This window comes from Butyrivibrio proteoclasticus P6B7 (assembly GCF_000622085.1).
GTDB lineage: Bacteria > Bacillota > Clostridia > Lachnospirales > Lachnospiraceae > Butyrivibrio > Butyrivibrio proteoclasticus_A.
In genome coordinates this window covers 163154-185818 of record NZ_JHWL01000003.1, presented here as the reverse complement: position 1 = coordinate 185818, position 22665 = coordinate 163154, and the positions used below count along the sequence as shown (strand labels likewise).

The following is a 22665-nucleotide window of genomic DNA, read 5'->3' as shown; positions in this document are numbered from 1 at the left end:
TTAATGAATTATAGTATGTTTTTAAACTCCAGAATAGTCTTTTCAACCACCTTGATATCAATAGGCTTAGAAACATGTGCATTCATGCCTGCATCAAAGGACTGCTGAACGTCGTCAGCGTAGGCATTTGCAGTCATGGCGATGATTGGTATCTTCTGAGACCACTCTGTTCCTAATGCTCTGATGGCCGCTGCTGCCTCATATCCGTTCATAACTGGCATCTGGATATCCATAAGGATCATGTCATAGTCGCCTTCCTTTGCGGCTTTGAACAATTCAACAGCCTCCTGGCCATTGCAGCCTCTGGTAACTGTTGCTCCTTCCATGTTCATGAGCTCTATCAGGATATCTGCGTTGATGTCATTATCCTCTGCTGCCAGGAACTTCATACCTTCAAGCGGATTCTTAACCTCATCTGTATCCTTTATCTGAGTTCTGCTGATAATATCATCAACCAGCTGCTTAAAGGTTGATAAGAAGAACGGCTTCTGCATCATATCATTTGCGCCTGCAGCCCTTACTTCATCTTCAATCTGGCTATAGTCATCTGCAAGAACAATGATAAGACAGTTATTTCTCTTATCCTTTCCTCTCATATGACTGATGATCTCTGCAGCCTTCATGTTTTGAACAACTTCGTTTACCAGAATAACATCGATTGGCTTCTTGTCCGCATCATATACATCGATAAGATGCAATGCTCCATATCCTGTCGGCGCTTCAACAATATCAAGTCCGCCTGTATCAAGCTGACTTGTCATCATATCTCTTCTCTCATCGTCATCATCAACAATGAGAATTCTGCTGATTCCATGGGCTGTCCAGAAGTCCACATCCATGCTGTAAACAACCTTAAGACGCAGATTAACAACAAAGGTACTTCCCTTGCCTTCTTCACTCTCTACTCTTATGGTTCCGCCCATGAGTTCAACAAGACTCTTTGTAATAGCCATTCCAAGGCCAGTACCCTGAATCTTCTTGGTAGCGCCCTTTTCTTCTCTCGTAAAGGCATCAAAGATCTTGTCCTTATACTCAGGCTTCATTCCAATGCCGTTATCAGTAATGGTGAATGTAACGTTATTAAAGCCCTCTGATGAAGATGGTGACTCTTTTATCGTGAACTCAATCTTACCGCCCTCAGGAGTGTACTTAACCGCATTTCCTAGGATATTAACGAGAATCTCATTGATCCTTTGCTTATCGCCCATGAACATATCATGCTCAAGGCCTTCAACGTTAACTATGTACTCCTGATTCTTTTCCTTAGCCTGGAAGCTGATAACTGAATTGATTTCCTCAAGAAGCAGGCCCATAGCCATTTCTTTAATATCAAGTGTGGTCTTGCCGCTCTCGATCTTACTCATATCAAGTACATCGTTCAAAAGAGCTAACAAGTTCTGTGAAGCCAGCGAAATCTTATGGGTATACTCTCTTATCTTTTCCGGCTCTTCGGAATGCTTATCTATAAGCAGGTTAAAGCCTGTGATGGCATTCATAGGAGTTCTAAAGTCATGGGACATATTAGCAAGGAAGCTGGTCTTTGCTTTATTCGCCGTCTCTGCTGCACTAAGGGCTTCCTGAAGCTGATGATTACGTTTAAACTCCTGAGTTCTATCATAAAGAGCTACCGCCATACGTCTTCCGCCATCATCTATGGTGCAGACCACAACTCCGCGGTAATACAGACGCTCACCGGTATTGAGATTCTCAAATCTAATCTCGTCTATTACTATTTCTTCGCCATCTTTGAAGCTCTTTTCAATGGCTTCTGAAAGCCTTTCGCCCTCATAATCGGTTCTCTGAGCTTTTTCTATTGTTCTTATATCCGCCTTCAGCTCACTTAATGGCACGCCAAGAACGTTCTCTGCATTTGCCGTAATAAAGCTCGTAGCGAAGCCTCCTGCGTTTACCACCGCCAGAATATCGTTGTTTTTCTCAACCACGAAATCAAAGAGCCACTCTCTGTAGTGAATATCGTTCTCTTTGAGAAGCATATCCTCTTCATTTCGTCTGTTGATCTCGGCGACCATGGCTCCAAGCTGTCTAGACATGCTCACCATCTCTTCTGACACTCTGGTGATCTCATCATTTCCAGTATCATTACTAACGATGTCAAAATGGCCATTCTTTACATCATCTGCCATTTTATTGATGGCAATGATTCTGTCACTAAAATTGTCCGCGATCTTGGAAGTAGCTATGAAAGCCAGGATAAATACTATAAATGCAAGAATGAGATCCGAAATAAGAATGCTTAGAACCTCAGAATTAAGCTTTGCTCTGTTTACATAGTAATAGATATCCCAGGAATTAGTTAATGGAGATGTCTTTACTATGAAATACTTCTTTGTCTGTACTGAAGTCTTGCCGTTTTCAAGAATTCCGTCTCTGATCTCATATAGAATTTTATCGTTCAGCGCTTCATCCTCGATAGGCTTCATGGTCACAATTGACCCCTCAGGATTAAAAATGACCATACCATTATCCAGGTATGCGCTCTGATTTATACTTGAAAAGAAATTAGCTTTGTTTATTTTAAGGGTAACAATACCAACCACCTGAGAAGAAGTGGATGTGTCCAGCAATGCCTTAAGTACATAGATCTCGCCATCCTCTCCAATTACCCAGTTGGTGCTATATTCGTCTGTGCATAGACGGTACCAGGCAAGCTCCTGGTCCGTTTGTGGCTTACTTAAGAATCCACCAAGATGATCCATGTGGATCTGATCTGAATAGATGTGAATATCATCAATGGTATTATCACTTCCAAGGTAATACCAGATCAAAGGCTCAATAGCAGCGTTAAGCTGTTCCGTTACACCGTACTCGTAAACATCGGCCCTCTGGAGACTTTTCCTGAAGGCTTCCTCGTAGGATATGAATTTGACCACGTCGTTGGCTTTTTTGACATTGTTTTCAAGGCTGGACGCAACTATCTCCGCATTACCATCCATCGTCAGCCTTGTCTGGGAAATGAGATTTCTTTTGGCAATAACATAAACATAGACACCAAGAATAACGATGGGAATTACTATAAGGATCGTAAAAGCAACTCTCAGCCTTCTCCTAATGCCATGATTTCTGATAAATCTCTTTTCCTTAATATCCATGGATATCTCCTTGGCTACTCTTCCAACAACCAGATTGCTATCCTAATATCCGTTACCTTACCAGTACTTTCTCCAGTTCACCTATGTACATTACATGATAATTACCATCCTTGTAGAACTCATCTACTATGGAATCATCCAAAATGCACTCTTTCTCTACTTCTTGCCTGTATATTACTCGACAGATCAGAACATTACTTGATTCATCGATATATGGAATTCCATTGTGGTAATTCACTGTTAATCTGGCGCCCTTTAGCTTATCCTCGTCTCTTCCGGAAACCATCTCGATATATTTAAGGGCCCCGCGATATTCCTTGTTATCCAAAAAGCTAAGGGAGAACTCCAGGGACTTATCTATAAGCTCTCTTGTGTATCTGGAACTTCTTACATAGACATAGATAATTCTCTTTCCCCACAGCTGACCTACGCCGCCGTAAGTAGCTGCCGCCACATTAACCTTCTCTCCATCGCAGGTGGTAACAAGCATTTTGCCACCATCAAAAACGTAAGCACCACTTTCAATGTCTTTTGGATCTACAGGTTGCATTACTCGCATAGGACACCTCCATATGGAAAAAAGATTAAAAGTCTCTTATTTTATCATCCTCTGTTAAGCCAGTGTTTTCAATTTTTGTTATCGTAATACCGTAGCTAAATTCATCGCTTACTTTAATAGTAACATGGTCTCCTACCTTATGTCCAAGTAATTGTTTGCCCAGTGGAGACTCTACACTAATAAGGCCTTTAAGGGAATTCTGGCGCATGGTTGTCACGATTTTATAGGTCTCTTCACTACCATCATCGTCTATCTTAACTGTGACAGACTTATTCATTCCCACTTCGTCCTCTGTCGATATATCGTCAATAACCTTGGCGGTCTTTATCATTCTTTCCAAAAATCTTATTCTGCTCTCATTCTGATTCTTGGCCTTTTTAGCTGCGTAGTACTCGAAATTCTCAGACAGATCCCCTTGTGCTCTTGCCTCCTTAACATGCTCAAGCAGCTCTTTTCGAACAACTATTTTACGATGTTCGATCTCTGCCTCCATGTCCTCAATATCTTTTCTTGTCAGTTCGTTGTTCATCTGATCCCCCTTAAAAGTAAATATATGTACATTAGTATCGCAAGAATATCCAATTATGCAAAAAGGGACGAGAGCCGAAGGCCCCGTCCCCATTTATATCTAGTTAGCTTATCAAGCCTTTCCAACTGATCCGAAGAGTTCCATCTTCTCTTTAACAGTTGCCTTGATTGCCTCAGCACCAGGAGCAAGAAGCTTACGAGGGTCAAATCCCTTACCTTCAAGATCCTTACCAGCCTCAACATACTTACGAGTTGCATCAGCAAATGAAAGCTGGCACTCTGTATTAACATTGATCTTAGAAACGCCAAGTGAAATAGCCTTCTTGATCATGTCAGCTGGGATACCTGTACCACCGTGAAGAACGAGAGGCATAGCACCTGTCTTCTGCTGGATAGCATCAAGAACGTCGAATCTAAGTCCTGGCCATCCCTCTGGATACTTACCATGGATGTTACCAATACCAGCTGCAAGCATATCTACGCCAAGATCAGCGATTCTCTTGCACTCGTCTGGATCAGCACACTCGCCCATTCCTACAACGCCGTCTTCCTCGCCGCCGATTGAACCAACCTCAGCCTCGATAGAAAGACCAAGCTGGTGAGCTACGTTAACGAGCTCCTGAGTCTTAGCAACGTTCTCTTCGATGTCATAGTGTGAACCATCAAACATGATTGATGTGAAACCAGCCTTGATGCACTTGTAACATCCGTCGTATGTACCATGATCAAGGTGAAGTGCTACAGGAACTGTGATTCCAAGGCTCTCATCCATAGCCTTAACCATAGCAGCTACTGTGTTAAAACCTGTCATGTATTTACCTGCGCCCTCAGATACACCAAGGATTACAGGTGACTTAAGTTCTTCAGCTGTTAAAAGAACTGACTTTGTCCACTCCAGGTTGTTAATGTTAAACTGGCCTACTGCATAGTGGCCTTCTTTTGCTTTTACAAGCATGTCTCTTGCGGATACTAACATTTGTTTTTCTCCTTGTACATAATGTTATTGATAGTTAATAACATTATATACTTGTTGCCTGAAAAAATAAAGTTAATGTTTTCACAATCAGCCAAAATCCAATGTGTTATCAGCCCAGAATTCATCGTCTGATACTGGAGCAAAGCTATTGTATCTAAGAACCGCTGCTGACTTACCTGAAAGAGTAGTTATAACCACGCCGTTTCTAACCTTGTACATAGCTGAATCAGTTCTAAATCCTGAATTATCAGAGATAATAAGCTGTGAAAGAAGGGCGTCATCTGGTATTCCTATTGGCCAAACCTCGATCTCCTTGGTCACTTCAAACTCATTGTTATTAACAAGTACCACTACTGCAGCAGTTCTGTTAAATCTTCCGTATGCAATGAAGTTATTATCTGCCATAAGCTCCATAACTGAACCCGTCATAAGCTCAGGACAGCTCTTATGTATTCTTATCATTTCCTTGTGGAATGCGATCATCGCTGTATCTTCGTGGCCCCAAGGATATGTTCTTCTGTTATCAGGATCTGTGAATCCGCAAACACCTGCCTCGTCACCATAATAAATTGTAGGTGCACCAGGCCATGTCATCTGGATTACTACAGCTTCTCTCATGACACTCTTGCTGATTCCTGTATCTGCAGAAGCAGGCATAAGTGTTGCGCTTCTTCCAACCTTCTGGCTGGTTCTTGTAAGGAATCTGGAATGATCATGATTAGAAAGCTCATTCATGGCACTGTAAAGAGAAGGCATGCTGAAGTTCTCTCCGCCACAGTACATGAGACTGTCAAAGAACTCTCTTGCATTACCAACCTTTGAAGGCTTGAATTCGTCGCTGTGCTTCTCCATTCCTGTAAGGAACCAGGTTACAGGCTCCATGAATGCATCATAGTTCATGACAGTATCCCACTCATCTCCCTGAAGCCAGTCTCTTGCTGGACCGTAGTGCTCTGCAAGGATGATAGCATTAGGATTAGCTTTTTTAACCTCTTCTCTGAACTTCTTCCAGAAGTTGTGATTATACTCTGGTGAGTGTCCAAGATCTGCTGCCACGTCAAGTCTCCAGCCATCAGCATTGTATGGCGCAGAAACCCACTTGCGTCCGATCTTAAGGATATACTCCTCAAGCTCCTTAGAGCCTTCATAGTTAAGCTTAGGAAGGGTATCATAGCCCCACCATCCATCGTAGCTTCCGTTATATGGCCATTCTCCGCCGTGGAATGAGAAATAGTCATGGTATGGGCTTCTCTCATCTACATAGGCACCTTTCTTATAGCCTTCGGCGCCTTCATAGATTCTTTCTTTATCAAGCCACTTATTAAATGAGCCACAGTGATTAAATACACCATCAAGAATGACTTTAATGCCTCTCTGATGAGCTTCTGCTACTAACTTAGCAAAAAGCTTGTCACTGGCCTCTAAATTTCTCTTATCTGTTACTCTCTTGATATATCTGCTGGCCTTGTCATTAGTCTGACCCTCAGTAAGGAGCTGACCTCCGTCCTCTACGATCTTACCGAAGTGTGGATCGATATGATCATAGTCCTGAGTATCGTACTTATGAGATGAAGGAGATACAAATATAGGGTTAAAATAGATAGCATCTATTCCCAAATCCTTGAGGTAGTCGAGCTTATCAAGCACGCCCTGGAGGTCTCCTCCATAAAACTCAGCAAAATCAAACTGAACATCTGGATACTGATCCCATTTCTTAACCTGGATACTTCCATGTCCATTGTAGAAGTACTCGTTATCAAGAACATCGTTACTAGAATCACCGTTACAGAATCTATCAACAAAGATCTGATACATTACTGCACCCTTAGACCAGTCTGGTGTATAGAATCCTGGTAACACCTTAAACTTCATGTTATCCTGAGGTCCCTGACAAACACCGCGCTTGTCAAAGAAACAAAATGATCCGTCATTGCCTTCAATCTTAAAAAAATAGCTAATTGGATCCTGCTTGGTCATAACAGCTACGTCATAATAATCAAACTCTCCATCAGTCTCTGTCTTTTTCATCTGGAGGTTCTTCTGTTCCCAAAATAGGGTTACTTCCTTAACGTCTCCCTTGGCAGTTCTGAATCTTACCTGTGTAAGCCTTTCCTTGTCTGGTTCCGCTGGTCTTAAGTAGTCCAGCGTCATGTCATGAAATAATGCTCTGTTGTTCATAAAAATCCTTTTATAATCGTTTTTCTTCCCACAACGAAAAAAAGACAGCTGGGATGCTGTCTTTTTTAGAGAAGGTATTTCTTACTTTTGGGGTATAGCAAAAAACTATATAATGTATTGGGGGGTTACGCATATTATAATACCTCCGCCCCAAACCCGCGTAAATACTAATACTTCACAAATATGTCAAAAACAGCTAGTGATTTTTGTGCAAATTGCACAATCAAATTTCTATCTTTATTTCCGTGTCAATTTCGTGTCCTTCAAAGAGCGCTTCAAACTCTTCTCTTCCAATCTTTTCCTTTGCAATAAGGAGCTCAGCACTGGAATGAAGGATGTCCTCATATTTGAGAATTATCGCTTTTGCTTTGCTATAACATGTATCGATGATAAGCTTAACTTCCTTATCAATCTCTCCAGCCATTAACTCACTATGCTTCTTGGAATGGGATATGTCATAACCAAGGAAAACATCTTCTTCGTTGTCATCATAATTGATAACGCCAATAGATGAAGACATTCCATACTTAGTTACCATATTCCTTGCTGCCATAGTTGCTTTTCTAATGTCACTTGATGCGCCTGTTGTAATATCACCAAAAATGATTTCCTCTGCAATTCTTCCCCCTAGGGAAACCATAATATCCTGAAGCATTCTGGACTTGGTGATAAACATATCATCATTCTCAGGAAGTGGCATTGTATAACCTGCTGCCCCAAGACCTGTAGGAATAATGGATATTGTATGCACTGGACCAACATCTGGAAGAACATGGAACAATATAGCATGTCCTGTCTCGTGATAAGCTGTGATCTTTTTCTCTTTTTCTGAAATGATCTTGCTGTGCTTCTCAGTACCAATACCAACCTGAACAAAGGCTTTGTTGATATCGCTCTGATTGATAACACTCTTATCGTTAATAGCGGCATTGATAGCGGATTCATTCATCAGATTCTCAAGATCTGCTCCTGTAAATCCTGCTGTAGTCTGTGCCACCTGCTTAAGGTCTACATCATCTGAAAGAGGCTTGTTGCGGGAATGAACCTTAAGTATTGCCTCTCTTTCATTGATATCTGGTCTTGTTACTGTAATTCGTCTGTCAAATCGGCCTGGTCTTAAAATAGCTGGATCAAGAACGTCTACCCTGTTGGTAGCAGCCATAACAATGATGCCCTCATTAACACCAAATCCGTCCATTTCAACAAGCATCTGGTTAAGGGTCTGTTCTCTTTCATCATGTCCGCCGCCCATTCCGGTTCCACGTCTTCTGGCAACAGCATCGATCTCGTCGATGAATACGATACAAGGTGAATTCTTCTTGGCCTCTGCAAACATGTCTCTGACACGGGAAGCACCAACACCAACGTACATCTCAACGAAATCAGAACCTGAAATGCTAAAGAAAGGAACATTAGCCTCGCCTGCTACAGCCTTGGCAAGGAGCGTCTTACCTGTACCTGGTGCGCCCTCAAGAAGGACCCCCTTAGGAATTCTAGCGCCAACTCTTGTGAATTTATCAGGATCCTTAAGGAACTCGATAATCTCAAAGAGCTGTTCCTTCTCCTCTGCAAGTCCTGCCACATCAGCAAGTCTTATCTTATTCTCATCACCCTTAGAGAGCTTAGCTCTGCTCTTACCAAAACTCTCATGCTTGGTAGCAACTGATGTACTAGCCTGCATGTTGGTATACATGGAAAAGACAAATACAATAACAATAAGGCCGACGATAATTGGAACAATGCCATTTATAAGGATATTCTCAGCAGGAACATCTTTAACCTCATAGGTTATGCCGTTGGCTGCCACGATTTCCTCAATAGCTGTAACGTCTGTGGTATAGAAGGTCTCATCTGATCTGTCCTCTACAAACGACACCCTGATAGAACCAGTAGGAGTCTCTGCATTGGGCATGATTATCACATAGGATACCTTTTCCTCAGCGATATCTTTTTCAAGAGTCACCTTAGAATAAGCATCTGCCCTGGGTCCAAACAGACTTCCTCCGTACTCCAGCACCACCACTACAATCAGCAGTACTATAGCAAACAAAAAGAAAGGATTATAATTTCTTTTTCGCTCCAATTTCCCCTGCCCCCTTTTATGTGCCATTAGTTAAACTCCACAACTCCGATATAAGGAAGATTACGATATCTCTGATCATAATCAAGTCCATAACCTACTACGAACTCATCTGGAATCTCAAATCCTGTATAATCAACCTTAACGTCTGTTACTCTTCTCTCTGGCTTATCAAGAAGTGTGCAAAGCTTAATGCTTGCTGGTCCTCTATCGCCAAGCATCTTGATAAGATATGAAAGTGTTCTGCCTGAATCTACAATATCCTCAACGATAAGTACATGTCTGTCCTTAAGAGGCTCATCAAGATCCTTAACGATCTTAACTACACCACTTGACTTTGTTGAGCTACCATAACTTGAAGCAGACATAAAGTCCATAGTTACAGGTACTGTGATACGCTTTGCAAGCTCACACATAAAGAATACACCGCCCTTAAGTACGCATACAAGGTGTACTGTCTCTCCCTGATAGTCTCTACTGATCATCTCTCCAAGTTCCTGAATTCTCTTATCTACCTCTTCCTCTTTTAAAAGAACTCTAACTGATTCAGCCATTAATATTTCCTCCATTGCTAAAATTTATAGACAAGATAGTCTTAGTGCTTTCCGTCACTTTGTAGTTGCTATTCATTCTGTAGCCCAGAACCCACGCAACTTCGCTGCCAATTGCCAGCACAACTATCTTTTTTCTGGCGTCTCTTGGGATTTTTTCATCTGTCATATACTTGGTTAGCTTCTTGGTATGGATTTCTCCATCCTGTTCGAAGCAGATGTAGTCTCCCTTACTGGGATGCCTAAAAAATGCTGTTTGTATTCTATCATAATCAAACCATTTCGTATATGTAGATGTTGGAAACGCTGTCCCACCATTATATTCTATCAAGGACACAGATGCCATACCTAAATTTTGAACATTTAGTGCCTTTTTTTTAGTAATAATGTCCTGTAAAAAAACTTTCTCGAATTCCTTTTCCTTTTCGTCCGCATGGTTAAAAGAAATTCTCAGAAACTCATATTCTCTTTTGGCAATAAGTCCATAAGGAAGGTCAACGCTGGCACTGCCATTCTGGTCGTTAGAGAGCCTCATCACCATATCCACATGCCTGTATGTAATATCTTTTCTTGCAGGAGTAAGCTCCTCGAAACATTTAAGAATCACATCTTCCTTGATCACATCAGACTCTTTGGACAGGACATTTAGATCGATAACCAGACCATCCTTGTCCTTTTTTACTGCTTCCTTGTAGAGTTTGTCTGAAACAGAGCGGATATATTCGTCTGCCTCTGCAAATTTGATGGCTGCCCTGGAAAGATGCTCCAATGACGCGCTGTTGATCTCACTTTCCGCAAATGGAAGCATTTGATTGCGGATCTTGTTTCTTGTATGGATATTCTCTGCATTTGTAGAATCAATGCAGAAGTTTATGTTCTTATCCTTAAGGTAATCTTCAATCTCTTTTCTGGTGACACATAATAATGGCCTAATCACGTTGTCTCTGCTGGCCCTTATGCCGCCTGCTCCATGAAGCCCCGTCCCTCTAAAAAGGTTCATAAGAAGGGTCTCTGCCACATCATTCTGATGGTGGGCCACAGCTATATAATCAGCATTATTATCCTTAAGCACCTTGGAAAAGGCATCATATCTTACCTTTCTTCCAGCCTCTTCCTCTGTCATATTCCACTTCTTGCTAAGTTTGGGGATATCTTTTTTAACAACTACGCATTCTATTCCAAGATTCTTACAATAATCCTCGGAGAAATCCGCGTCATTCTGGGCATCCTGTCTGATCCCGTGATTAACATGCACTGCAACCAGCTTAATACCAAGCACCTGCTTAAGGGAATGAAGAACTGTTAAAAGAGCAGTCGAATCCGCCCCTCCCGACATGCCTACCACCACTGTCGATGAGGGTTTGATCATTTCCTTACTCTTTATGAAATTCAAAACCTTGCTTTCAAATTCGTTCATCTTATTCCCAATAACAAAGCGCAGACTACACGTCCATAATAGTGATGTCTGCGCTAATTATCTTCATTCTTAAAAATAATCTCTCCAGGATACACAAGCCCCAGCTTGTCCTTTGCTATTTCTTCTATGTACTTACGCGTCTCTGTGTACTTCTCGAATTCCTCAATCTCAAGACTTCTCTGCTCCTCAGCTTCAATCTGAGAAACAAGAGCCGCCTCTTTCTCTTGGTACTCTTTGGTCTTCTGCAATAGTCCGATACTCTTGATCGATACAGCTGTAACAAGTATCATCACTACTACAGTCGCCCATAGGATACCAGCTCTATTCTGGAATCTACGACGCTTATAGCGTGCCTTAGTTGCCATTCTATACCCCACTAATACAAAAAACTCGATATATCTCTAAATATATTCTAATACAGCTTTTAAAACCGTGTCAAATGTAGCGATACAGAGATGATACGTCTTCCTTGTGTATTGTCTCCTGAATATCCAGGACCTCAACGCTTACATCCTTGTTACCAAAGGCTATTGTGATCTTGTCGCCAACCTTAACATCAGCAGATGCCTTGGCTGGTCGTCCGTTAATGGTTACTCTTCCCGCATCGCAGGCCTCATTGGCCACGGTACGTCTTTTAATAAGTCTTGTTACCTTTAAATATTTATCTAGTCGCATTTATTATCCTTCTCCTGATGCCGTATTTGCGGCGTCGCTTCCGCCGCCTTCTTCTGGTTTGGTGGTATCACCAAGATCTGCTCCGTCTCCAGATGGCTCTTTGTCGTCAGTCTGCTCTGAACTTGTCTTTCCTTCATCTGATGGAGGTGTTGTAGCTTCTTTTGTTGCCTCTGTGTCTGCTTCTGGCGCTGCTGTAGTAGCTTCACTACCGCTGTCAGAGCTTACAGTGCTGGCTCCATCATCTGATGACGCACTGGACGCAGCATCCGACGAATCCTTGGTTGATCCACTGTCTGATGAGGAATCATCAGTAGTTATCTTAATAAGATCTGGGAACTCATATTTTACATTATCCTGGTCTGAATCCACGCAGATTCTATAACTCTTTGTTTCATAGCCCTCTTTTTTGAGGATGATCTCGTGGTTACCTGAGATCTTAACAACACTGGTAGGAATCATTCCCACATAATTACCGTCAAAATAAAGCTCCGCGCCATAAGGCTTATCTATATAAATCTTGTAACCTGTGATAACTGTTCCTGAAGGTACTGTCTGAGAGTTATTACTTGTAACTTCATTTTTCTTGTGTGAAGAACTTACAGAGGCCGCATCCACATTGTTAACGCGAAGGGATGACCTCTCTGAGCTCTTATCTGAAGTGGATGATCCTGATGAACCAGAATCAGAGGATGAAGCTGTTGCTGCATCCGGATCCTTCTCAAGCTCAATACTTACTACAGACTTAGGTGTTCCAACTTTGAGGTATTTAGTCTGGGTAATATAACCATCTGCCATTACCTTTAGATTATGATAACCATAAAGAACTGTCTGAGGAACTCCTGTAATGACCTTGTCTCCATCCACGAAGACCTCTGCGTTCTCAGGTGTTACCTCAAAGGTTACCATACCCTCTTTAGGCTTGTTAATAGTTACATTACTGGTATCAACAACAGTCTCCTGGTTCCTACTAATAGTAACCTCGGACTGATAGTTAGCTCCATTACCGATAATAGAAAGATTATAATCTCCCTCAGGTGCGCTAAGAAGCATATTAGGAGAAATCTTGTAGATAACATCATTATCAAGCTCAATCCATGCTCCCACAAGGCTGTGGTTCTCAACGCTGTCAGATGAAAGACTCACATATCCGTGTCCACTTGTAACAACGACGCTGTAAATATCCTTGCCGATTCCACTAACTCTGACACAGTCTGTTGCAAGAACGTCCTCTGGAAGAGCCAGCTTATCCTCTGCAATTACTAAAGTCTTTGTATCAAGTCTGTATATATCGCCCTTAACTCTGGCGGTTCCGTCTCCTCTTACCAGCTCATGATCCCTGGTGGAATCGATGACCCAGGCCTCACTGGAAACCTGAAGAGATGTGATGTGTTTGCTGCTCTTTAAAAAGGTCACGTTAACTATCTGCCCCTGCTCCAAAAGCATGGCAGAAATAGCTGTTCCCCTGCTACTGTAGATCATACTGGTATTATCATAGCTAAGAGTATAGCTTCTTCCAGTAACATGGTTCCTAAAGGTGATCTCTTTTTTCTCAGGATTCACTGCACGGATTGCACAGGTGTCTGCAGAATCATATTTCCCCACGAGAGAAATAGACACCGTGCCTTGCTTATCTTCTGAAGCAAAAGAATCAGAACTTAGACAAGTCAGTGTGCTTACAGCGACAAAAAGCGCCAATGCTACCCTACAAGCTTTCACCAATCTTTTCATAACCCACCTCATATAAATGATTTCAGGCGCTCCGGCTCTAATAAGTACTCCTTGTTATTGTGATCAGGTTCATCTAAAACATCTATAAGCATGGCATTAAGGATATCTCCCATCTGTTTACCGGGAGTTATCCCTGCTTCTATCAGGTCTTTTCCAGTTACTGCCAGATCCTTGAGGGTAATGCACTGGTTTGCTGCCACTACTTCCTCATAGATCCTGCGTACCTTGTCGATTTTATCCAGTTTTTCTTCTCTTTGATATGTGCTCTGGGCGAGAACATCGGCGGTTCGAACCTCCAGTAAAAGAGGAAAATCCTCAGTTCCCACCTTATTCATGAATCTTCTGACACTCCTTGGCGTGGTCTCCATATCGCAGTCGTGGTACTTTATCAGGTTGCAGACCCTGTCCATGGTCTTAGTGTCGAATTTAAGGCGTCTGAATATGCCATGAGCCATTTCTGCTCCCATCTGGTCATGGCCATAAAAATGACATATGCCTTCTTCATCTATCTTTATTGTAGCAGGTTTTGCCATATCATGCATCAGCATGGTAAGCCTCAAAACCTTGTCTGCCCTGACATTCTTAAGCGCCACAACGGTGTGGTCACCAACGTTATAAGCGTGATGTGGGTTATTCTGCGGAGTCTCCATGCATCTGTCAAATTCAGGCAGAATAACGCTGGTAATTCCCAGCTCATAGGCATCCTTTATCTTCTCTGGATGAGCAGAAACCAGGAGTTTAACAAGCTCTGTCTGGACTCTCTCTGCGCTTATCTTCTTAAGTGTTGGCGCCAGCTCGCTGATGGCAGCCTTTGTCTCCTCTTCAATATCGTAGTCAAGCTGTGCTGAGAATCTTACCGCCCTCATTATCCTGAGAGCATCCTCAGAAAACCTCTCCTTCGCATTTCCAACACATCGTATAAGCTTATTATTTAGATCTTTTACCCCGTCAAAATTGTCGATAAGGCCCTCTTCATCGTTGTAGGCCATGGCATTTATGGTGAAATCTCTTCGCCTCATATCCTCCTTGAGGCTCTTGGTAAAGGTTACGTCCTTGGGATGTCTGCTGTCTTCGTATTTACCGTCAATTCTATAGGTGGTTACCTCGTAGCCCTCTTTTCCCATCATTATTGTGACGGTTCCGTGCTCTATACCGGTATCTATAGTTCTTTTAAAAAGAGCTTTCGTCTCCATCGGAAGTGCATTGGTGGTAATGTCCCAATCCTCTGGCTCTCGCCCTAAAAGCGCGTCTCTAACGCAGCCTCCCACAACGTAGGCTTCGTATCCTGCCTCGTGAAGGACGCTTAAAATCTTTTTTGCATTATCTGGAATATTTATCTTCATACCTAAATAATATCCTATCACATAGTAATTGTGAAGAATTCGCTGGGATTTTTCTTTACTTAGTTATATACTTAATATATGTAATTGAGGAGATAAAAATATGAAATATTGGCAAAATAGAAAAATACAGATCCCCCTCATTATATTGATTTTATTATTTCTAGTTCTTGGGCTCTTTAAACTGTCATCCTTTGCTCTTGTCAAAGTTCCGGATATTATTGACCTCGATGAGGGCTGGACCATTATGGTTAACGGTCAGACTTTGGAAGAAACTTCTCTTTCCAGGTCTGATGTTGGTGTCATTGATGAAAACGAAAGCGTCTCCATAATTCAAAGGCTTGACGACTTTGGCATAGATAATCCTTGTCTTGAGATCTACACTATTCAATCTGCCATTTATGTTTATCTTGATAGCAGTCTGATCTATTCCTTCGGCGATGAAGAATATAAAAATGATCATTTCGTTCCCAAAAAATACAACTTTATTCCTCTTGGGGATGATTATGCCGGCAAAATCCTTAAAATAAAGCTCTACGGATCCACCAATTCTTCCTTTTCAGGAATCAGCAAGGTTACTATAGGTGATAGAAGATCAATGTTTATCTCCCATATAGCCTTTTTGAGAATTCCTATGTTCTCTGGGGCATTCATGATCACTCTGGGAATTATCCTGATGATCCTGTCTCCTTATCTTGCAATCTATCACAACAATGACCTGCGCCTCTTCTTTTCAGGTCTTATTTCACTTTTACTTGGTGTTTATATCGCCGGCTTCTACGGCGTTCTGGACTTCTTTATCAATGCTCCAATGATCAATACCTACAGTGAATATATGGCCTTCTACAACATTCCAACGGCTATTTTGGGATATCTTTTCTGCGTTTATCAGGATAAGATAAAAAGGATATTCAGAGGCATGTTCCTTATGAATTTAGTTCTTTTTGCCTCTATCGTTATCATGGTTGTGCTTGATATATTTGATATTTCCGCCTTTGTTCCTCTCCTTCATGCGCTGGCTGGAGCGGAATGTCTTAGCGCCATCGTGATAATGATCTATGACTTCGTTAAAAAGAGAAAAGAAAATGGAGCAACAATTATTTCTGCAGACAATATATTCCTTATCGGACTTATTCTCTACATGATATGCTCCCTTTACGATGTAATCAGCTATAACTACATCAAATATACGACACCTCTTGGCGAATCCTATGCAAGACTAAACGGTTTTGCTATCGGTTCACTTATTTTCATTTCATCACTTTTGGTTAGTTACCTTATTTACAACATTTCCAGTCCGCTCTACGATTCACTTCAAAGTACCATCAAGAGTCTTGCCTATACAGATCCACTTACAGGCCTTGCCAACCGAGCCCGCTGTGAGCAGATGTTTGAGACTCTGACTGAAGAACACGGCACATACACCATCATAAGTTTGGATCTTAATAAACTAAAACAGGTCAATGATACTCTGGGCCATCACGAGGGCGATCGTCTTCTCACCGGCTTTTCCACAATCCTTACCGATTGCTTCTGGGATGCTACCCTGGTTGGAAGAATGGGTGGTGATGAGTTTGTTGTAATTCTTCTTGAAGACGGTGCCAGCAGCTGTACAAAGCGCATCCATGAGCTCTATGCCATGATCAGCGACTGGAACAAGAAAGAACAGCATTTCCAGTACAGCGCTTCTTACGGCTATGCTTACAGTTATGAAGTTCCTTCTGGTTCTGCCAGTGAAGTCTATATGCTGGCCGACAGCAGGATGTATGAGATGAAAAAGGAGCACAGGAGCACTGATTCTGAGAAGGAGGTGATAGAAAATGCGTAAACTACTCACTTTCCTTGGAAGTTCCACAACCATTCTCCTTCTTATCATGATCGCTTTATCCAGATTCTTTTCTTTTAACGCCGAATACCCGATGCTCACATTAGAAAAGGGCTGGACCGTAACCTATCAGAACCAGCAATTTATTAACACTAATCTCGAAGAACTAAACCGCCAGGTAGGATCTAGCTTTAATAGAGGTGAGTCCATTACACTTAGCTACGCCAAACCGCTTCCTCGCTTAGATTGTCCTTTCCCATATCTCTTTTTCAAAACGCAATTCTGCGCATATGAAATATTTATAGATGATGAGCTTATCAGTTCCAAATACGTTAACTACATCGATAATAACGACTTTATCGGTTTAGGCTACGACGCCGTTCCTCTCCCCAAGGAATGCTTTGGTAAAAAGCTTAAGATCAAGCTATACGTAACAGAGAACAACACAAAGGCCGATATCATCAATCCTATTGTGGGCAATTTCGATGACCTATACAGATATTTTTATCACAAGGTCATCTTCCCATTGTTCATTGGCATATTCCTGATTGTCTTTGGTCAGGTTTTCCTTATTATCTCAGGCATCTTATACTTTAAGACCAGCGGCGTTCTTACTCAGGTAATTTGCTCAATCATCAATATACTATTGGGCATCTGGGTCCTTACAATTTACGATGTCACCAACTTTATCATCAGTAAGCCCCTTGGAACCCTGGCGGAATACATGTCGATATACCTGCTGATTCCAATGCTTTATGCACTTATCCACAACCTGCACAAAAAACAGAACAACAAGGTTCTTATATTCACAGGCTATGGAACGCTTTTCTTTAGCATCAGTTTTATTGCATTACATATGATCAATCTTGTACATGTAAACCATTTTCAGATTCCTTTCTACTTGCTATCTTTCGTAGGAATCATGGTGCTTGTACTGTACATATATATGGACATCAAGAACAAGGTAAGGTCCTCTTCCGTTCAGATTCTTATGCTTGGACTTTCAGTTCTGGCCCTGGCCCTCACTATATATGCGATCATAGGAATCACTCTTCCTATCGTGGATTACAGACAGCTCCCAATCATGATATATCTTTTACCTGGCGGAAGCGTATTCTTCGTGGTTGCTCAGCTCCTTAACTACTTTATCTTTATGACCCACTCCTTTGCCCAGAAGCAGGAGTATGCATCCCTTAAACAGGTTGCCTACGAAGACAATCTTACAGGCCTTCCTAACAGAGTCAGCTGTGATAAAGAACTTGCCAAACTGAATGAATCCGAAGAAGAGTTCTGCCTTCTTAGCCTTGACCTTAACGGACTTAAGGAAGTTAATGATAACTCCGGACACCCGGCAGGTGACAGACTTCTTAAGTCCTTTGCAGAGACTCTTTCTGACGTATTCTCAGAAAAGGGAATGTGCTGCAGAATTGGCGGCGATGAATTCCTGGTATTGTTAAAAGATATCCCGTCTGATGAGCTGGATCACATGCTTAAGATATTGGATCTTCGGTTAAAAGAGCTGGATAAAAAAGATCCGGAAGCTAACCACAGCGTATCCTACGGTTACGCCTACAGATCTGAAACCAAAGAGCATGATACCCACTCAGTTTTCATGCTGGCGGATAAACGAATGTATGAATACAAGAGAAAATACTATAGCGACATGATGAAGAGATAAAAAACAGCTATCTGTCATAAAGGCAGATAGCTGTATTATTTTGATATTAATAAGCGCGGCCCCAATAAACCATCTTAGTTGCTGGCTTACCACAAACAACGCACTTATCAGAGATATTCTCCTGCTCGAATGGGATACAACGGCTTGTTACGTTGAACTCTTCCTTGATCTTGTCCTCACACTCGCGGCATCCACACCACATAGCCTTAACAAAACCTTTTGTCTCCTTGAAGTCCTCTGCGAACTCATCCTTATCATGAGCAACAAATGTATGTGCCTCAAGGTGCTTCTTAGCTCTGTCGTACATATCCTTCTGGATCTGATCAAGAAGCTCAGCCATCTTAGCTTGAACCTCATCAATAGCGCATTCAATCTTCTCTCTTGTATCACGGCGGCAAAGTACGCACTTGCCAGCCTCAAGATCCTTAGGTCCAATCTCAACACGAACTGGGATTCCTCTCATCTCCTGCTCAGCGAACTTAAATCCAGGTGTTCTGTCTGTATCATCAACCTTTACCCTGAAGTCTGAAAGGCTCTCTGCAATCTTATTAGCTGCCTCAAGAACGCCTTCCTTCTTCTGCTGAATAGGAATAACCACAACCTGAGTTGGAGCAATCTTAGGAGGAAGCACGAGACCTGAATTGTCTCCGTGAACCATGATCATAGCTCCGATCATACGTGTTGTAACACCCCATGATGTCTGGAATACATAGTGAAGCTGATTGTCCTTACCTGCATACTGAATGCCAAATGCCTTAGCAAAGCCATCACCGAAGTTGTGGCTGGTTCCGCTCTGAAGAGCACGACCATCATGCATAAGAGCCTCAACTGTGTATGTTGACTCAGCACCAGCAAATTTCTCTTTGTCAGTCTTCTGCCCCTTGATAACAGGAATAGCCATGTCATTCTCAAGGAAATCAGCATAAACATTAAGCATCTGCTGTGTACGCTCCTCAGCCTCTTCGAAGGTTGCGTGAGCTGTGTGACCTTCCTGCCAGAGGAACTCTCTACTTCTGAGGAAAGGTCTTGTCTCCTTCTCCCAACGAACAACGCTGCACCACTGGTTAAGAACCTGTGGAAGATCCTTGTAAGAGTGAATCTCACCCTTGTAATAATCACAGAAAAGAGTCTCAGATGTAGGACGAACGCAGTATCTCTCTGCAAGTGGCTCAAGTCCGCCGTGTGTTACCCAAGCAACCTCTGGCGCAAAGCCTTCTACATGATCCTTCTCCTTCTGAAGAAGTGACTCTGGAATAAACATTGGAAGATAAACGTTCTGAACGCCTGTCTTTTTGAATCTTGCATCAAGGTGCTTCTGAATAAGCTCCCAGATTGCATAGCCTGCTGGCTTAATAACCATACAGCCCTTAATGTTGGAATAGCTGATAAGATCAGCCTTAAGGCACACGTCTGTGTACCACTGTGTGAAATCCTCATCCATAGATGTGATCTCTGCAACAAGTTTCTTGTCTGCCATTTTCTTTCTCCTTTTCCCGAAAAACAAACTGTTTTAGGATCAAAAAATGCATTAAAAAAGCCGATGCACTTTGACCCCTGTAACAGGGACCGAAGATCATCGGCGGTACCACCCTATTTAAACCCATACGGAAAAGAACTATGGATTTCTCTTAATTACCCCTTAACGCGGGAAACGCTGTGCTTACGCGACTAATCGCTTTCGTACAGGACTCCAAGGCAGGTTCACCACTTGGTCGTAAGAGCTCTCACCAGCCGCTCTCTCTCTGAAACGCTTACGCAGTTACTATTCCTCTTCAACGTCTGTTTATTTATATAAAAGAGATTTTATTCACTATTTTGACACTTGTCAACCCATCACACCGACACGTCAAAGGAGCCACTAATTGTTGGAGCAACCATTTCTCCACCTGCTGCCGCCCCGGGCATAGCCACTCTCACTGTTACATCAGGCTTTGATGTTCCACCAAATAATGCTGATTGTGATGGGGTTCCGCCAGTTATTGCTCCCGCGCTGGCACCATCAGCTTTAGCCTTCTCGTGTTCCATGATACCCTTCAGATACTCTTTATCCGCCTCCGCGATCTCCTTGAGCTCTTTGTATCTGTGCTTGATCTTCAGCATCTTAAGGTCATCCTCAGACATATTTGGATCTGGCGCAAATGTGGACTCAGCCAGCTCAGACAGGTCCATATCTTCCAGCATCTGTGTCATCTCATCTGAGAGTTCCTGCATGAAATCTTCCATGGCCAGACTCTGCTGATCTGCAACCTCCATAGACTGTTCAGCTATTTCCTGCATCTGCTCCATCATTTCCTGTAGCTGGATCTGCATTTCATATTCTGCTTCTGCTATGGCCTGCTGAATCTCATACTGTATATCTGATTCTGGGAGGTACTCATCGTCTACATCCCAGTTATCTTCATCTGTTAAAAGAGCTTCCTCCTCACTATCCTCGGGTTCCTGCTCCTCTTTCTCCTCTTCAATCTCTTCAAGGGCTGCTCCAAAGCCATGTTGGTGCCTTTCCACCATCTCTTCCTGCTCAAGGTGGCTTACTTTCTTCTTGGCAACCTTCTCCATGGACTTAGCATGATCGATAGCCAGCTGAATCTCTTCTTCATCGTACTCACCGCTTCCCTTAAGGCGTTTTAAGCGGTTAATCTCTCGCTTGGCAGCCTGAACGGCCTTTCTTGCGCTTACACTATCTTTACTTCTCACTATCAGAGAAGAAATCTTCTTAAAGCTATACTGAACCTTCTTTTTTTCAAGAGCTGTATCCTTAGCCTTAGTCCTGGATGCCCGTAGCTGCTGAGCATAGCTGATGCTGGATTCCACAACACTATTCTTCTGAGCAGTTCTTTGCTCATACTCCATTTTGCGAACTGCTCCAATACTGTTAGAAGCTTCTTTTTCACTTTTTTTATTGTTCTGGGAAAAGAGCACAGAATTAGACTGGGAAGATTTTTGACTTCTCATATATGAATAATAATCATTCTTATTATTCAATACTTTCATGGAAACCGCATCCTCCTTGACGCTATGAACAAATCCGTTTACATATACTTCCTCATTTTGTATATCGACAAATAACTTTATATCTTTAGAGGGAAAAAAATTTATGAATTATTTATTTTTTGATAACACCATTAAAAGAATTATAGTGTATGATAATTAAAACAGTTGGTAAATCGTTTAAGTAAAGGGGGAGAGGGAGTTATGGACATGAGTAATAGCGAGACTTTTAAGAAAAATGAAGTAGTTATTGATGCTGTTAACTATAACGGCAAATACATTGAGTCTTCCGTCTTTAAAAAGAAAATTGTTTCCACTGTGCTGTGTGTTTTAGCAGCTGTTTGTGTTGGAATTTTAATCGTAGCTCTTTAAAACTGAATTAACTGAATAAAAAAATAACTCACACATATCTGTATGATATGTGTGAGTTTTTATTTGTCATAATCTTGATGTATCCTTGGAATTATATGGTGAAAGAACTATCTCACCTGTCTTAAGCGTCTCTTTTACATCGATGATCCTCTGGTTCTCTGATCCTCTGAATCGAAGCATCAGATTCTTTTTATCCAGCATAAATTCGCCATCCACCAGAATATCTGTCATTGAAAGGATCGCATCTGTATCCTCGCTGTGACAACGCTTATTGTCAGGATCTGTTAATTCTTCCCACAAATAGCCTGAATAAATCCAGACTGTGGCTCTTGGGACCTCTTTCTTAACCCGTTCAAGAAGTGGTCTAATCTCCTTCTGATTGACAACTTCCATTGGTTCTCCGCCAAGAATCGTAAGCCCCGCTATATATTCCGGCTTGAGAGATTCAATGATCTCATCCTCAACAGCCTTGGTGTATGGTTCTCCATAATTGAAGTCCCAGGTCATCTCGTTAAAGCAGCCTTTGCAGTGATGCGTGCATCCGCTGACAAAAAGAGCCGTTCTACACCCTATTCCATTTGCTACATCGTTATAATAAACCTGTCCGTAGTTCATAATTTCTCTCTCGTATAGAACAAGCCGGGAAATAATCCCGGCTTA

At 42.1% G+C, this 22665-nt stretch carries 18 protein-coding genes and 1 other annotated feature; of the genes, 3 read left to right on the top strand and 15 right to left on the bottom strand.

Annotation, left to right across the window (positions count from 1 at the left end):
- Positions 1-8: 8 nt before the first annotated feature.
- The 12 genes from T541_RS20525 to T541_RS0103980 form a co-directional block, all read right to left on the bottom strand.
- A complete protein-coding gene (locus T541_RS20525; protein WP_051538082.1) occupies positions 9-3110 on the bottom strand; it encodes a response regulator in 3102 nt (1033 codons plus the stop codon).
- Between the two features lie 52 nt (positions 3111-3162).
- Positions 3163-3669 (bottom strand): flavin reductase, encoded by a 507-nt coding sequence (locus T541_RS0104030; protein ID WP_034465967.1) that lies wholly within the window; start codon positions 3667-3669, stop codon positions 3163-3165.
- Positions 3670-3694: 25 nt separating this feature from the next.
- Positions 3695-4198 (bottom strand): GreA/GreB family elongation factor, encoded by a 504-nt coding sequence (locus tag T541_RS0104025; protein WP_026651470.1) that lies wholly within the window; start codon positions 4196-4198, stop codon positions 3695-3697.
- A gap of 111 nt (positions 4199-4309) precedes the next feature.
- Positions 4310-5173, bottom strand: a complete 864-nt coding sequence (gene fba / locus T541_RS0104020; protein WP_026651469.1) for a class II fructose-1,6-bisphosphate aldolase — start codon at positions 5171-5173, stop codon at positions 4310-4312.
- Positions 5174-5260: 87 nt separating this feature from the next.
- Positions 5261-7351: a glycoside hydrolase family 13 protein gene (locus T541_RS18765; protein WP_034465963.1), complete on the bottom strand. Its 2091-nt coding sequence runs from the start codon at positions 7349-7351 to the stop codon at positions 5261-5263.
- Positions 7352-7574: 223 nt separating this feature from the next.
- Positions 7575-9461, bottom strand: coding sequence for an ATP-dependent zinc metalloprotease FtsH (gene ftsH / locus T541_RS0104010; RefSeq protein ID WP_081779842.1), 1887 nt, complete (start codon positions 9459-9461; stop codon positions 7575-7577).
- On the bottom strand, positions 9461-9985 hold the full coding sequence (gene hpt / locus T541_RS0104005; RefSeq protein ID WP_026651467.1) for a hypoxanthine phosphoribosyltransferase: 525 nt from the start codon (positions 9983-9985) through the stop codon (positions 9461-9463). The genes ftsH and hpt overlap by 1 nt, the downstream gene beginning before the upstream one ends.
- Positions 9978-11399: a tRNA lysidine(34) synthetase TilS gene (gene tilS / locus T541_RS0104000; protein WP_034465960.1), complete on the bottom strand. Its 1422-nt coding sequence runs from the start codon at positions 11397-11399 to the stop codon at positions 9978-9980. Before tilS ends, hpt begins: the two co-directional genes overlap by 8 nt.
- Positions 11400-11452: 53 nt before the next feature.
- Positions 11453-11764, bottom strand: a complete 312-nt coding sequence (locus T541_RS0103995; RefSeq protein ID WP_026651465.1) for an FtsB family cell division protein — start codon at positions 11762-11764, stop codon at positions 11453-11455.
- A 70-nt stretch (positions 11765-11834) separates the two neighbouring features.
- Positions 11835-12074, bottom strand: a complete 240-nt coding sequence (locus T541_RS0103990) for an RNA-binding S4 domain-containing protein (protein ID WP_026651464.1) — start codon at positions 12072-12074, stop codon at positions 11835-11837.
- A gap of 3 nt (positions 12075-12077) precedes the next feature.
- Positions 12078-13802 (bottom strand): PEGA domain-containing protein, encoded by a 1725-nt coding sequence (locus T541_RS0103985; protein ID WP_026651463.1) that lies wholly within the window; start codon positions 13800-13802, stop codon positions 12078-12080.
- Between the two features lie 8 nt (positions 13803-13810).
- A complete protein-coding gene (locus tag T541_RS0103980; RefSeq protein ID WP_026651462.1) occupies positions 13811-15145 on the bottom strand; it encodes a CCA tRNA nucleotidyltransferase in 1335 nt (444 codons plus the stop codon).
- Positions 15146-15245: 100 nt separating this feature from the next.
- Between T541_RS0103980 and T541_RS0103975 the strand changes: the two genes are divergently transcribed.
- On the top strand, positions 15246-16970 hold the full coding sequence (locus T541_RS0103975) for a diguanylate cyclase (protein WP_026651460.1): 1725 nt from the start codon (positions 15246-15248) through the stop codon (positions 16968-16970).
- Positions 16963-18645: a GGDEF domain-containing protein gene (locus T541_RS0103970; protein WP_026651459.1), complete on the top strand. Its 1683-nt coding sequence runs from the start codon at positions 16963-16965 to the stop codon at positions 18643-18645. The genes T541_RS0103975 and T541_RS0103970 overlap by 8 nt, the downstream gene beginning before the upstream one ends.
- 46 nt (positions 18646-18691) lie before the next feature.
- On the opposite strand, the gene proS is transcribed toward T541_RS0103970, so the two are convergent.
- Both proS and T541_RS0103960 read right to left on the bottom strand, forming a co-directional pair.
- On the bottom strand, positions 18692-20122 hold the full coding sequence (proS, locus tag T541_RS0103965; protein ID WP_026651458.1) for a proline--tRNA ligase: 1431 nt from the start codon (positions 20120-20122) through the stop codon (positions 18692-18694).
- An 81-nt stretch (positions 20123-20203) separates the two neighbouring features.
- Positions 20204-20430 (bottom strand) — a binding site (T-box leader).
- A gap of 48 nt (positions 20431-20478) precedes the next feature.
- Positions 20479-21636: a hypothetical protein gene (locus T541_RS0103960; protein WP_026651457.1), complete on the bottom strand. Its 1158-nt coding sequence runs from the start codon at positions 21634-21636 to the stop codon at positions 20479-20481.
- A 201-nt stretch (positions 21637-21837) separates the two neighbouring features.
- On the opposite strand from T541_RS0103960, the gene T541_RS21335 reads away from it, so the two are divergent.
- Complete coding sequence (locus tag T541_RS21335; RefSeq protein ID WP_155839458.1) at positions 21838-22005, top strand: hypothetical protein; 168 nt, start codon at positions 21838-21840, stop codon at positions 22003-22005.
- A gap of 66 nt (positions 22006-22071) precedes the next feature.
- On the opposite strand, the gene nrdG is transcribed toward T541_RS21335, so the two are convergent.
- Complete coding sequence (gene nrdG / locus T541_RS0103950; RefSeq protein ID WP_026651456.1) at positions 22072-22620, bottom strand: anaerobic ribonucleoside-triphosphate reductase activating protein; 549 nt, start codon at positions 22618-22620, stop codon at positions 22072-22074.
- Positions 22621-22665: the final 45 nt, after the last annotated feature.

Bases quoted from the DNA above. Each gene is read 5' to 3' on its own strand.
- T541_RS0103985 (WP_026651463.1), bottom strand. From the start codon at position 13,802: ATGAAAAGATTGGTGAAAGCTTGTAGGGTAGCATTGGCGCTTTTTGTC.
- nrdG (WP_026651456.1), bottom strand. From the start codon at position 22,620: ATGAACTACGGACAGGTTTATTATAACGATGTAGCAAATGGAATAGGG.
- T541_RS0103980 (WP_026651462.1), bottom strand. From the start codon at position 15,145: ATGAAGATAAATATTCCAGATAATGCAAAAAAGATTTTAAGCGTCCTT.
- T541_RS0103975 (WP_026651460.1), top strand. From the start codon at position 15,246: ATGAAATATTGGCAAAATAGAAAAATACAGATCCCCCTCATTATATTG.
- T541_RS0103960 (WP_026651457.1), bottom strand. From the start codon at position 21,636: ATGAAAGTATTGAATAATAAGAATGATTATTATTCATATATGAGAAGT.
- T541_RS0103970 (WP_026651459.1), top strand. From the start codon at position 16,963: ATGCGTAAACTACTCACTTTCCTTGGAAGTTCCACAACCATTCTCCTT.
- T541_RS0104025 (WP_026651470.1), bottom strand. From the start codon at position 4,198: ATGAACAACGAACTGACAAGAAAAGATATTGAGGACATGGAGGCAGAG.
- tilS (WP_034465960.1), bottom strand. From the start codon at position 11,399: ATGAACGAATTTGAAAGCAAGGTTTTGAATTTCATAAAGAGTAAGGAA.
- T541_RS18765 (WP_034465963.1), bottom strand. From the start codon at position 7,351: ATGAACAACAGAGCATTATTTCATGACATGACGCTGGACTACTTAAGA.
- T541_RS0103990 (WP_026651464.1), bottom strand. From the start codon at position 12,074: ATGCGACTAGATAAATATTTAAAGGTAACAAGACTTATTAAAAGACGT.
- T541_RS0104030 (WP_034465967.1), bottom strand. From the start codon at position 3,669: ATGCGAGTAATGCAACCTGTAGATCCAAAAGACATTGAAAGTGGTGCT.
- hpt (WP_026651467.1), bottom strand. From the start codon at position 9,985: ATGGCTGAATCAGTTAGAGTTCTTTTAAAAGAGGAAGAGGTAGATAAG.
- T541_RS20525 (WP_051538082.1), bottom strand. From the start codon at position 3,110: ATGGATATTAAGGAAAAGAGATTTATCAGAAATCATGGCATTAGGAGA.
- T541_RS0103995 (WP_026651465.1), bottom strand. From the start codon at position 11,764: ATGGCAACTAAGGCACGCTATAAGCGTCGTAGATTCCAGAATAGAGCT.
- ftsH (WP_081779842.1), bottom strand. From the start codon at position 9,461: ATGGCACATAAAAGGGGGCAGGGGAAATTGGAGCGAAAAAGAAATTAT.
- fba (WP_026651469.1), bottom strand. From the start codon at position 5,173: ATGTTAGTATCCGCAAGAGACATGCTTGTAAAAGCAAAAGAAGGCCAC.
- proS (WP_026651458.1), bottom strand. From the start codon at position 20,122: ATGGCAGACAAGAAACTTGTTGCAGAGATCACATCTATGGATGAGGAT.
- T541_RS21335 (WP_155839458.1), top strand. From the start codon at position 21,838: ATGGACATGAGTAATAGCGAGACTTTTAAGAAAAATGAAGTAGTTATT.